Raw genomic sequence first — 11,978 nt, forward strand, 5'->3', positions numbered from 1 at the left:
AGACTGCAGCCAGTGACCCGCACCCGCGCCGAAGCCGCCTACCTGCGATCGGTCACGGCGTTCAAGAACCCCACGCTCGATCTGCTGCACGGCCGGTTCGCCCCCTTCGTCGTGGCCGTGCTGTCGGTGGTGTTCTCACCCGATAGATCCGCTGTGGCCGTCGCCGACGCGCACGTCGAGGTCGCCGAGGCCATCGACGAACTGCGCGCCGCGGGCCTCGACACCGACGACGACCGCCGCATCCCCGCCGGTTCCGCACGGGAGATCTGCCGCGGATGGGTGCGCGTGGGGTGGCTGAGCCTGCAGATCGAAGACGACGTCGAGGTGTACCGCCTGTCGGCGCACGCGGTGGGTGCGCTCGAGATCGCCGGTCGCGCGGGCGGCGGTCGGGCCCGCGTGTCGCGCTCGCGTGTGCGCACGCTGCTCGACGCGGTCGAGCGGCTCGCCCGCGACGCCGAGAGCGACCCCGACCGTCGTCGCGAGGTGCTGCTCGCGGAGCGGGAAGCCATCGATGCCGAACTCGCGGCGCTCGAGCAGGGCGTCGTCGAGCCGCTCGACGACGAGCACCTGCTCGAAGAGGCCGAGAACGTCATCCATCTCGCCCGCGAGCTGCCGGCCGACTTCTCCCGCGTCGCGGAGTCCATCGCCGCGATGCAGCGGGATGTCGTCGCGGAGCTCCGCCGCGACGTACGCCCCACCGGCGAGGTGCTGCGCGAGTACCTCGAACGCGGCCGCCAGGTGATGCGGGCCACCCCCGAGGGCCGGGCCTTCCAAGGCGCGCTGCGCCTGATCGGCGATCCCGAGCACATCGACGACCTGACAGACCAGCTGCATGCCGTGCTCACCCAGCCGTTCTCGCGTCTCATGACCGCCGAACAGCGAGGGGAGTTGGATGCCATCGCCCGCCGCGTCGAGGCCGGTGTGCAGGAGGTGCTCACCGCCCAGCGCCGCGCGTCGCACGTCATCACCGCGCAAGTGCGCACGCACGACCCCATCCGCGATCGCCAGGTCGACGACCTGCTCCGCGGTGTCATGGCCGGCCTCCACCGGTGGAGCCAGACCCGCGCCCCGGGACGAGTGGAGCCCGTGCGCACGCTGCCGCTGGCCGACATCGGGCATCTCCGGCAGTCGCTCAGCGACGTGCGTCCGAGCGGTACGCCCGAGCCCCTGGCATCCGAAGCTCCCGACGTGGAATTCGCCGGCGTCGACACGCGCGCCTGGGGCGGACCGCACTACGCCGAACTCGAGGCCTACGTCGCCACTCTCGGCCAGGGCTTCGACCTGGCCACCGCCTTCGCCGGCGCCGACGCCGGCACCCGCCGCCCGGTCGACCTCGTGGGCCTGCTCGAGATCGTGCACCGCGGCGGCCTGACCGAGACCGATGACGTCTCGATCGTCGAGGCCGTACGCCCCGACGGCACCATCCGCCGGTTCGCCTTCGCGGCGGTCACAGCCGGGGGCACGAGAGAAAGCGACACCGATGACTGACGTCGACGCCCTCGCCCGTCCGGACGACACCGACACCCCCGCCTTCATCGCCCCCGTCGCGATGGAGAACGACCCCGACGCCCTGTTCGCGGGCGACCGCGGCATCCTCGACGCCGAGGTGCGGCGCGTGCTCGTGCGCATTCTGCAGCGCCGATTCCTGCTCGCCGAGAGCTCTCCCGCCGAGTGGAAGCTGCTGATCGAACACCAGCAGATGATCGAGTCGCGTCTGAACGACCTGTTCGTGCGGCTGGTGGTCGATCACTCCCGGGGCGTGGCGTACAAGGAGCAGGTGCGCAGCGACGAGCTCGACGTGCCGATCCTGTTGAAAGACGAGGCGTATTCGCGCGCCGAGACGCTCGTGCTCGTGTACCTGCGCACGGTGTTCCAGCGCGAGACCACGGCCGGCAGCGCCTCGGCCCGCGTCGACGTCGAAGAGGTCGAGCAGACCGTGCTGACCTACTTCGCCGAGAGCGACGGCACGCGCGCCAGCCAGCAACGTGCCGTGCGCACGGCGATCGCACGCCTGGACCGCGAGGGCATCGTCGAAGAGGAGTCCGAGGGTCGCTACCGCATCGGCCCCCTCATCGAAGTCGTGCTGAGCGCCGAAACGCTCCGCGAGCTCCAGCGATGGCTCGACGAGCAGACGCAGGATGCCGGCTCCTCGGCGCCGCGCGAGACCGAAGCACCCGCGCCCACGCCCCCGGACACGCACCCCCAGGATGCCGGGGCGGGGGCTTCGCGTGCGCCCGAGGTCTCGGCATCCGACATCTCCGAGGGAGGCCTCTCATGACCATGCTCGACACGCTCTTCGGGCTGATCCCCGCCGCGTCCCGCGGGCAGCAGTGGGTGGCCGAAGACCTGCAGCTGGTCAACTGGGGCGGCTACGACGGCACGCACCGCGTGCGCTTCGCGCCCACCGCGACGCTGCTGTGCGGAGGGTCGGGATCGGGCAAATCCACGCTCATGGACGCGTACGTCGCGCTCATGATGCCGCACACCACCCCCTTCAACGGCGCGTCGAACGGTGCGGTCGTGGGGCGCCCGCGCGGGCAGGAGCAGCGAAACATCCTCTCGTACGGCCGCGGCAAGCTCGACGAGTCGCGCACCGACGAGGGCACGAAGGTGCGGGTGCTGCGCGGCGACGGCGTCGACACGTGGACGGCGATCGCGATGACCTGGGCCGACCACGACGGCGCCCGGTTCACGGCGGTGCGGGCCTGGTACATCCCGGCCGCCGCGCGAACCCTCGACGACGCCGTCAAGGTGCGGGCGAGCGTGCACGGCGGGTTCGACCTGCGCGCGCTGGAGCCGGCCGCGCGCACCCACCTGTCGGATGCGGCGGTGCGGGCGACGGGCCTGGACACCCTCGCGACCGACCGCGAGTTCTCGGCGCGGCTGCACGCGGTGCTCGGCATCGGCGCGGCGGGGTCGGGCGCGAAGGCGATGAGCCTTCTCGCGCGTATCCAGGCCGGGCAGCAGATCACGACGGTCGACGACCTTTACAAGCGCATGGTGCTCGAAGAACCCGAGACCCTCGCGGTCGCCGACGCCGTCGTGTCGCATTTCGACGGGCTCGAGTCCACGCGCACGCGCATGCTCGAGGCGCGGCAGCAGGTGCGGGCGCTGCAGCCCATCCGCGTGATGCGGACGCGCATCGACGAGGCCGCGGAGCGCCTCCGCCTGATCGATGCGCTCGGGCGCTTCGGCGACCCCGCGTCACGCGCGTCGCTCTGGCGCGCGCAGCGGCGGGTCGACCTGCTCGGCGCCGTCGAGGCGGAGCTGCGCGAACGCACGCACGCCACCGACGCGCTCGTGCGCGAACGGCAGGGGCTCGCGGATGCGGCTGAGGCCGAGCGCGAGGGACTCGGCGACGTGCTGCGCGCGGCCGGCGGCGACCGGCTCGACGCCGCCCAGCGGGAGCTCCGCGGGCTCGAGCGGCGCCTGGCGGGCATGCAGCGCGATCGTGAGCGGTTCGAGGCGGCGCTGACGGTGCTGTCGGTCGAGGTCTCGTCGGCCGACCAGTTCGCCGCCCTCGTCGACGACGCACGCCGCACCCTCGCGGACGCCGACGGCAAGACGGCGGTCCGCGACGCCTTCGTCACGGCCAGCAGCACCCACACCGAGCTGCGCCAAACGCTCGCCGCGCTCGAAGCCGAGCACCGCCGCACGCAGACGCGTGACGACAACATCCCGCAGCGCCTGCACGAGGCGCGCGAGGCACTCGCCGCGGCCGCCGGACTCACCGCCGCCGAACTGCCCTTCGTCGCCGAGCTCGTCGACGTCCGCACCGAGTACGAACCGTGGCGCGGGGCGTTCACGCTGGCCCTCGGCGGCTTCGCGACGACGCTGCTGGTGGATGCCGCGCACCTGGCATCCTTCCGGTCCGCGATCGACGGCGTGCGCCTGTCGGAGCGTCTCCGATTCGAGGGGGTGTCGACGGGACTCCCCGAGCGCACCGGCCTCGACCCCGCGACGCTGCCCGGACGCCTGGAGTACCGCCGGTCCCCCTTCACCGGGTGGCTGCAGGACCGGCTCGAGCAGCAGTTCGCGTTCGTGTGCGTGGACTCCTCCGCTGAGCTGGCCGCCCACCGTCTGGCGCTGACCGTGTCCGGCCAGACGAGCCAGGGCTCGCGCGGCGCGCACGGTGGCTCTCCCCGCCAGAGCGTGCTCGGCTTCTCCTCGCGCGTGCGGCTGACCGAGCTCGGCGAGCAGATCGTCACGGTACGCCGCGACCTCACCACGGCGAAGGCCGCGGTCGACACGGCCGCCGCAGCCCTCGATGCGTTCGACGAACGGCGCAGCGCCTTCGAGAAGATCGCCGACCTCTCGTGGGACCAGGTCGATGTGGCATCCGTGCAGCGCGATCTGGACCGCTGGAACGAGACGATCGTCGAGATCACGGCCGGCAACCCCCGCATCGCGGAGTTGCAGGAGCAGATCTCGGGAACCCGCGCTCGCGCCGCACGACTGCGCGAGGAGATCGGCGGAGCCAAGACCGAGCAGCAGGCGCTCGCCGCGCGGTGGGCAGAGATCACCGACGACGTGGATGCCGCGCAGATCCTGCTCGAACGTGCGGACGACGCGGGAGTCGCCCTCTCGGCCGACGAGCTGGAGTATCTCGACAGCCTCTTCGTGGCGCCGGGCGCCTCCGACGCCACGCCGTCTCAGCTCCTGGCGCGGTTCGACGCGGCCCTCGAATCCGCGTCGAAGCGCCTGCTCGAGGAGCAACGGGCGGCGCAGGAGACCTGGGCCGACCAGCGCGAGAGCCTGCGACGGACGTTGACGGCGTTCATCGACCGGTGGCCGAGTCCGAACCTGCTCGCCGATCCCGACGAGTCCCTCGGCGACTTCGAGCGCATCCTCGCCGACCTCGAGGCCAGCGGCCTGCACGAACTCGAGGCCGAGTGGAGGGATTCCCTGCTGCGCCTGTCGGGCAACGATCTGACGAACCTCGACTCGGCGCTGACGCGGGCCCTGCGGGAGATCCGCGAGCGCATCGCCCCGATCAACGACATCATGCAGGACCTGCCGTTCTACGACGACGCGCACCGTCTGCAGATCGTGCCGCGCGAGAGTCAGTCCGAGGTGCGTCGCCGGTTCCGGCGGGAGCTGCGCGATGTGCGCGCCGCGATCGACGCGGCCGGGTCGGACGAGGAGCGCGAGGCCGTGTACGGACGGATGGCCCGGCTCATCGGTCGCATCCGCCCGACGGCGCCGGACTTCGCCGACCTCGTCGACGTGCGCAATCACGTGCGGGTGAGCGCCGAGCGCTTCCGCGCCGAGACCGGCGAGCACGTCGCCCTGTACGACCACATCGGCGAGAAGTCGGGTGGGGAATCGCAGGAGCTCATCGCGTTCATCGTCGGTGCGGCTCTGCGCTATCAGCTCGGGGATGCCGGAGCCGAACGCCCGCGGTACGCGCCGGTGTTCCTCGACGAGGCGCTCATCAAGGCCGACGCGCACTTCACCAAGCGCGCGATCGGCGCGTGGCGGGGGCTCGGATTCCAGCTCGTCATCGGCGCACCGAACGACAAGTACAGCGCGATCGAGCCGCACGTGGACGTCGAGTACGACATCTTGAAGGACACGCGGGGGCGCTCGTGGGCGAAGGCGAAAGTCGGGGTGGCCGCGGAGGGGTGAGTTCTCCCCCGCTCTGCCGGCGAGGGCGACATCGTCGGTCCTACCGCTTAGATGGGGATGCGTCGCGCACATGCGGGCGCTGACGGCACGGATCCGCGGGGCGGTGCGGTCGTGCGGTCACGGTTATTGATCGCGTGGCCAAACGTCCACGTCTCATCGCGGAAAGAACGCCGGTCCCGCCGAAAGCCTCCAGGGTGCTCTCCGGCAGACCCCACCGTCTAGAACGGGGGCGGGTCTTCCTCTATCTCCGCCCCGAGCGGAGACATCCAGCGCACCTCGCCGGTGTCGGGGGCGCGCGACGGATGCCACCGTGTCTCGTGTCGCAGACGATGGTGATGTCGGCACTCGGGGGCGAGGTTGTCGTCATCCGTGACACCGCCCTCGCTCCACGCGATCAGATGGTCGAGGTCGCAGTCACGCGCCGGACGCCCGCATCCCGGGAAGACGCAGACCGGCGAGGTGACGCCGAGCCAGCGGCGCAACGCGGTGGGGACACGGTAGGTCGAGCGATCGAGAGCCAAGGCGGCGCCCGTGAGCGGGTTCGTCAGAATGCGCACCCATGACGTCGCCTCCCCCGCGAGCCGCCGAGCCGTGTCGAGGTCGATCGGACCGTAACCGTCGAGGGTGGCGGGCTCGTTGCCGGCTCCGAGGAGTGTCAGGGCGGGAACGGTGACGACGATCGAGGCCGGGCGGCCCGAACGCGCGGCGTGTGACGTCTGCGGGGGAGAATTCGGGGCCGTGCCGTGAGCGAGCACCTGCGACTCGGCGGCGTCCTCGGGTCGCGTCAGAAGATCGGCGACGGCGTCGGCCCGCAGCTGGGCGAGCGTCCGCGCCTCATCGGGGCCGACCCGCAGCTGGCGGGCGATGCGGTCGACGCGGCTGAGCGCGTCGAACGCCCGGTCCGCGGGGAGGAGAGCTGTGAGCGTGGCCATACCATCGAGCTCGGGAGTCAGCCAGACCCCGCGGTCGCGAGCCGCGCGACGGTGCCGGATGTCGATCGACTCGCGGTGCACCCGCTCGCGCAGCGCCCGAGCGGCGACGGTGAAGCGCGCGGGGGGAAGACGGAGGGCTCGATCGAGGGAGCCTTCGTCGAACGCCCGCCAGGACGCGCGCGCTTCGGATACCGATGGCGCCTCGTCGAGAGTTGCCGCCGGCTGGTGCGTGGGAACCGCGGTGCCGTCGAGGGTCTCGTCGCGACCATCGACGAACGGCTCCACCGGATCGCCGGCCGCACCGGGCCCCTCCGGTGCGGCCGGGGCCGCCATGGACTCTGACTCTTCGGGGAGCGACGTCGCCAGTCGAGCCGCTTCGACCGCGTGCCGCTCGGAGACGCTGCCCTCGGCGAAGGCCTTCCACAGCTCGGGACACCGTATCTGCAGAGTCTCGGCGTGCGCGGCACGGGTGCGCACCGTCTGCTCCGAGAGTCGCAGCTGCGTGGCGATCTCGGCCACCGCCGCGCGTTCCGCCATGTCGCGGCGATCGCGACGCACCGCGGCGATCGTGCGGCCGCGCGAGTCGTTCCACGCGAGGTCGAGCGTCGGATCGGGGCCGACCCATGGCACGGTGTCTGTCGCGGCCCGCTCGACGACGAGCCTGATCAGCCGATACTCCTCGGCGGTGGCGCGTTGGCGCGCGCGCACCTGGTGTTGCAGTTCTCGCAGCCACACCTCAGGGTCGGCCCCCACCGAATCCGTGGTGCGTGAAGAAAGGTCGACCGTGCCGGCCACGGCGTCCGCGAACGCCACGCACTCGTCGTCGAAAGCCCCCGCTTCGCCTCCTCCGGGATCGACGAGTCCCACTTCCACTGCCCATGCCGTGTCGGCGTCGGCTCGCAGGTCGTCGTCGCTCGGCCACGGCACGCCCCACGCCGTGCATACCGACTGTTGCCGGTCGATCGGAGGTGCCGTGATGTGCATGCTCCCACGCTAGCGAGGGGGTCCGACATCGGTCCCGGACTCCGTTCCCTGCCGCGAAGGGCCCCCTCCCACGAGAAGAGCGCCTTCCCCTTCCCGACCGTGAAGTGCGGCTCCGTCCCCGGGGGACGGGCACCACTCCGTCCCCGCGAAGAGGACGCTGCGGGCCACCGCAGCGCCACATCACGCCGCCCCGAGCCGCGAGTGGTTGACTGGGCACGTGCGGGTTAAACGTTGCCGTGCGAGCGACATCGCCGAACTGACCGCCTTTCTTCGGGCGGTCGATCTCACGCTGAGCGGCCTGGAAGCGCCTACCGTGCGCCTATGGATCGAGCGAGACGAGACGGACACGATCGTTGGCAGCACGGGTTACGAACTCAGCGTCGATGGCGCCCACGCGTTGATCCGGAGCGTGGCCGTCGGCCCAGGGCATCGTTCCCGTGGGCGCGGCAACGCCTTGGCGGTCCATGCATTGAAGTACGCGGCCGAGGAGGGTGCGACCACCGCATGGCTGTTCAGCCGCCGTTCGGGACCGTTTTGGTAGCGCCTCGGATTCGTCCCCGTTGACCGTGAGGAGCTCGCGACCGCCCTGGCGGACACCCATCAGGTGCAGTTGTTTCGAGAGACCGGACAGCTCGCCCGCGAGGCGGCATGGTCACGGCCTCTCCGCGGGCCGGTGTTGAGCCGGGACGACCCGCGCTGACGGGTGCGATCACGAGAAGTGCCGGCGCGCGACGGGGAGTCGACACGACGTCGTCGGTCATACGGTCGTTAAGTCGGAGGGAGCCAGCGCCGCCGCCGACGGCACGCCGACCACCTCACCCACCAAGCGCTCCCCGGATCCGGGCTGTGCTGCAACCCGCATCGCGACCGCGCGCACGAGTCCCACCACGCGTCCCGTCGCGGGCGTGGTGCCGGGATCGAGCGCCCGGCACACGGCATCCAGGATCCTCACTAGCCGCTCATCGTGGCACCGCGCATCGTCGGCACCGATCCACGCGAGCAGGTCGGCGACAGTCCAATCGGGGCTCATTGGACCGAAGAACGAGGATTCGAGCGAGAGGGAACGGTTCATCGGACCAGAATCAGGGGCTATGACCCTCGTCGACAGAGCCACTTCCGCCCTGGTGGACCAGCGAACGGCTGTCGTCTCGGCCGCGCAGCTCGCGCTCCGACGCGGCCGCTGGGCCACGACCGAAACCACCCTCTCAGCGAGTCTCGCCGACGGCATCGCCCGCCTGGTGCGCGAGGGCGAGCTGCGCGGCGGCGACCGGCTCCCCTCGGAACGCACACTCGCCACCACCGTCGCCGTCTCGCGCGGCACGGTCGTCAGCGCCTACGCGAGGCTGTACGACGACGGCATCCTGGATCGCCGTCAGGGGAGCGGCACCCGCATCGCAGGGACCGCTCCCGCCGCCGCACGCCAGGCCGCCGGGCGCGGCGAGGCCCTGTACGCCCTCCCTCCCTCGAGCCTGGACCTGCTGCGCGCGGTGCCCGCGATCTCTCCCCGCGCGGTCGCCATCGTGGAACGTCACCGACCCGTGCTCGACGCGACCACCGCCGAGGCCGACCCGGCAGGCCTGCCGAACCTCCGCGCGGTCATCGCCGAGACGATGACGGCCGACGGCACTCCCACCACGTCGGCGCAGACCCTCGTCACCCACGGCGGGCAGCAAGCCCTCAGCCTGCTCGTCGACGAACTCGTCGGACCCGGCGACACCGTGCTGACCGAAGAGGTCGCCTGGCCAGGACTCACGGATGCCGTGCGCCGACGTGGTGGCCAGGTGCACGGCATCCGCCTGACCCCGTCCGGGATCGACGTCGACGCGCTCGAGACGGCGATCGTCGTCCGCCGCCCCGTGCTGATCGCCCTGAACCCGCACAACCACAACCCGACCGGGATGCAGACCAGCCTCTCGGTGCGCCAGCGCATCGCGGACCTGTCCGCCGAGCACGGCATCACGGTGGTGGAGGATCGCGTGCTCGCGCACGTGTCGTTCGACGGGGTCACCCCGCCCTCGTTCGCGGCCCTCCGCCCCGACGCGCCGATCGTCGTCGTCGAGTCGCTGTCGAAGTGGGCGTGGGAGGGTCTGCGGGTGGGCTGGTTGCGCGCGGATCCGGTGCTCGTGCGGCGCCTGCGCGGACTCCGGCAGACCACGGATCTCTCCACCAGCGTCCCCTCGCAACTGCTCGCGCTGGACCTGTTCACCGAAGCGCCCGAGCTGCGCCGTGAGGCCGCCACCGTCCACCGAGACGCCGCCGTAGCTGCCGGACGACTGCTGCGCGCGCACCTGCCCGATTGGCGATGGAGTCCGCCCCGCGGAGGCCTGTGCATCTGGGCCCAGCTGCCGTCGGGGTCGGCGGCGGCGTTCGCGCGGCACGCGGCGGGCTTCGGGGTGTCGGTCGCGGGCTCCGCCCAGTTCGCCTCCGACGTGGACGCCGATGACCACATCAGGATCCCGGTCACCTCGGCCCCGCGGGTGCTCGAGGCGGGGATGGAGCGACTGAGCCGGGCCTGGGCGGGCTACGACGGGCAGAAGGGGGCCCCGCTATTATGAAGCGGTGACTTCAGATATTCCCGAGCGCCGCGTCATCCCCACCTCCGAGGTGCTCGCCGCCCTCGCCGTGCCGTCTCGCCTCGCGATCCTCTCCCACCTGCTATCGGTCGGCGCGCAGACGGCCACGCTGTGCGCGGATGCCGTCGGGCTCACGGCATCCAACTGCTCCTGGCACCTGCGGGAGCTGTCGAGGTTCGGGCTCGTCGAACGGGCCGCCGACGACGACGGCGATGCCCGCAAGCGTCCGTGGCGGGCGACGATCACCGGGATCGACCTCGACGCCGGCGGCGGCCCCGGCGACGACCTCGCGCGCGCCGCCGTGCGTTCGGCGTGGTTCGCCGACACCGACGCCCGCTTCGCCGACTTCCTGCGGCACGAGAGCACGCTCCCCACCGCCTGGCGTGAGGCGGCCGTCATCAACGATTACGCCGTGCTGGTCACCGCCGACGAGCTCACCGCGATCGGCACCCGCATCGACGAGATCATCCGGCCCTACATCCGCGCGATACGGGCTGAGACGCCGGAGGGCGGCGCGGTCGCGTCGGTCTCGATCCGCGGCATCGTGGATCCCCGATTCATCGACGGCGCGACATGACGGCCGGGACCTGGCGCTATCCCGGCGTGGTCCGTCTCGTCTCGGGCGGAGCCGTCGCCGAGACGGCGGACTGGATGCTGCTGGTCGCGCTTCCGCTGTTCGTGCTGGGCGTCACGGGCTCTCCCCTCATCACCTCGATCGTGTTCGTGCTGCAGGCGGTGCTCTCCGTCGCCGCCGCTCCCCTGGCAGGCCTGCTCATCGACCACGCCGACCCCTGGCATCTCATGGGCGGCACGGCCGCCGCGCAGGCCGTCGCGGTGCTGCCCCTGATCTTCGTCGACACCGTCGACGACCTGTGGATCGTCTACCTCGTCGCGATCGTGCAGTCCGTTCTCGGCGCGATCATCGAGCCGGCCCGCCCGAGCGTGGCCGCTGCCCTCGTACCCCCCGCGCACGTCGCTCCGGTGAATCAGCTGCTCGGCGTCGGATCGGGCCTCGCCCGTCTCGTCGGCGCACCCATCGGCGGCCTGGTGCTCGGGCTCGGTGGCGTGGACGCGCTGGTCGTGGCGACCGTCGCGGCCTATGCCGTGGCATGCGCGGCGCTCTTCACCCGCGCGCCGAAGCGACGGGATGCCGCGACTCCCCCGCCCGCCGACCTCGCGATCCCGCACACGATGGAGAGGGATGCCGCCGGCGCGCCGCCCCGCACCACGTTCTTCGCAGAACTCGGATCGGGTCTGGCCATCGTCGCCGCCGACCGCGTCCTTCGCCGGCTGATGATGGTGGCGATGCTCATGTCGCTCGCGCAGGGTCTCTTCACGATCCTGTTCGTGCTCTTCGTTCAGCGCTCGCTCGGTGGTGGCGACACCGAGGTGGGCATCCTCCGCGGCATCCAGGCCGTGGGGGCGCTGATCGCCGGACTGGGCCTGATGGGCGTGGTCGGACGCGTCGCGCCGTGGCGGCTGGCCGCGGCGTCCATCCTCGGATTCGGGGTGCTGACGCTGGCGATCTGGAATCTCCCCGCCCTGACGACGTGGTTTCCGGTGTACGTCGTGCTGTTCGCGTTGGTCGGTGCGCCGGGGCTGGTCGCGATGACGGCGATGCTCACGATCGTCGACCGCGAGACGCCCGCGAGCCATCGCGGACGGGTGACGAGCCTGCTCTTCGCGGCGCTGACGGCACTGCAGGCGGTGGGTACTCTGCTCGGGGGGTTCGTGGGGTCGGGGCCGGCGTTCACGGCCTCGCTGCAGGTGCAGGGAGCGCTCTATTTGGCGGCGGGGCTCCTCGCGCTGACGATGGTGCGTCGAGGATCCCGCTGAGCCTCGGGAATGTCCGCCCCTCTCT

Annotated in this window: 9 protein-coding genes; 7 read left to right on the forward strand and 2 right to left on the reverse strand. The window is 71.7% G+C overall.

The genetic code is table 11. The features are described 5' to 3' along the window. The first annotated feature begins 12 nt into the window (after positions 1 to 12). The 3 genes from FHS07_RS00575 to FHS07_RS00585 are packed head-to-tail and all read left to right on the forward strand — an operon-like array spanning position 13 to position 5,628. Positions 13 to 1,488, forward strand: coding sequence for a DUF3375 family protein (locus FHS07_RS00575; RefSeq protein ID WP_183417988.1), 1,476 nt, complete (start codon positions 13 to 15; stop codon positions 1,486 to 1,488). Further along, positions 1,481 to 2,278 (forward strand): DUF4194 domain-containing protein, encoded by a 798-nt coding sequence (locus FHS07_RS00580; protein ID WP_246383062.1) that lies wholly within the window; start codon positions 1,481 to 1,483, stop codon positions 2,276 to 2,278. The genes FHS07_RS00575 and FHS07_RS00580 overlap by 8 nt, the downstream gene beginning before the upstream one ends. Continuing rightward, positions 2,275 to 5,628 (forward strand): ATP-binding protein, encoded by a 3,354-nt coding sequence (locus tag FHS07_RS00585; RefSeq protein ID WP_183417989.1) that lies wholly within the window; start codon positions 2,275 to 2,277, stop codon positions 5,626 to 5,628. Before FHS07_RS00580 ends, FHS07_RS00585 begins: the two co-directional genes overlap by 4 nt. A gap of 218 nt (positions 5,629 to 5,846) precedes the next feature. Here FHS07_RS00585 and FHS07_RS00590 read toward each other — a convergent pair whose 3' ends face one another. After that, positions 5,847 to 7,544, reverse strand: coding sequence for a DUF222 domain-containing protein (locus tag FHS07_RS00590; RefSeq protein WP_183417990.1), 1,698 nt, complete (start codon positions 7,542 to 7,544; stop codon positions 5,847 to 5,849). Positions 7,545 to 7,761: 217 nt separating this feature from the next. Here FHS07_RS00590 and FHS07_RS16310 point away from each other — a divergent pair, with 217 nt between their 5' ends. After that, positions 7,762 to 8,085, forward strand: a complete 324-nt coding sequence (locus FHS07_RS16310) for a GNAT family N-acetyltransferase (protein WP_343054569.1) — start codon at positions 7,762 to 7,764, stop codon at positions 8,083 to 8,085. A 216-nt stretch (positions 8,086 to 8,301) separates the two neighbouring features. On the opposite strand, the gene FHS07_RS00600 is transcribed toward FHS07_RS16310, so the two are convergent. Next, positions 8,302 to 8,616: a hypothetical protein gene (locus FHS07_RS00600; RefSeq protein ID WP_183417991.1), complete on the reverse strand. Its 315-nt coding sequence runs from the start codon at positions 8,614 to 8,616 to the stop codon at positions 8,302 to 8,304. A 19-nt stretch (positions 8,617 to 8,635) separates the two neighbouring features. Between FHS07_RS00600 and FHS07_RS00605 the strand changes: the two genes are divergently transcribed. From FHS07_RS00605 to FHS07_RS00615, 3 genes are read left to right on the forward strand one after another with little or no spacing between them, the layout of a single operon-like run. Further along, positions 8,636 to 10,099, forward strand: coding sequence for an aminotransferase-like domain-containing protein (locus FHS07_RS00605; protein WP_183417992.1), 1,464 nt, complete (start codon positions 8,636 to 8,638; stop codon positions 10,097 to 10,099). Positions 10,100 to 10,103: 4 nt separating this feature from the next. Then, a complete protein-coding gene (locus tag FHS07_RS00610; protein WP_183417993.1) occupies positions 10,104 to 10,694 on the forward strand; it encodes a helix-turn-helix domain-containing protein in 591 nt (196 codons plus the stop codon). Further along, on the forward strand, positions 10,691 to 11,953 hold the full coding sequence (locus FHS07_RS00615) for an MFS transporter (protein ID WP_183417994.1): 1,263 nt from the start codon (positions 10,691 to 10,693) through the stop codon (positions 11,951 to 11,953). Before FHS07_RS00610 ends, FHS07_RS00615 begins: the two co-directional genes overlap by 4 nt. Positions 11,954 to 11,978 lie beyond the last annotated feature (25 nt).

The organism is Microbacterium proteolyticum (assembly GCF_014192415.1).
GTDB classification, from domain to species: domain Bacteria; phylum Actinomycetota; class Actinomycetes; order Actinomycetales; family Microbacteriaceae; genus Microbacterium; species Microbacterium proteolyticum.

What these genes read in the sequence shown, in the direction of transcription:
- FHS07_RS00580 (WP_246383062.1), top strand. Translation starts at nt 1,481, where the DNA reads ATGACTGACGTCGACGCCCTCGCCCGTCCGGACGACACCGACACCCCC.
- FHS07_RS00585 (WP_183417989.1), top strand. Translation starts at nt 2,275, where the DNA reads ATGACCATGCTCGACACGCTCTTCGGGCTGATCCCCGCCGCGTCCCGC.
- FHS07_RS00590 (WP_183417990.1), bottom strand. Translation starts at nt 7,544, where the DNA reads ATGCACATCACGGCACCTCCGATCGACCGGCAACAGTCGGTATGCACG.
- FHS07_RS00600 (WP_183417991.1), bottom strand. Translation starts at nt 8,616, where the DNA reads ATGAACCGTTCCCTCTCGCTCGAATCCTCGTTCTTCGGTCCAATGAGC.
- FHS07_RS00605 (WP_183417992.1), top strand. Translation starts at nt 8,636, where the DNA reads ATGACCCTCGTCGACAGAGCCACTTCCGCCCTGGTGGACCAGCGAACG.
- FHS07_RS00615 (WP_183417994.1), top strand. Translation starts at nt 10,691, where the DNA reads ATGACGGCCGGGACCTGGCGCTATCCCGGCGTGGTCCGTCTCGTCTCG.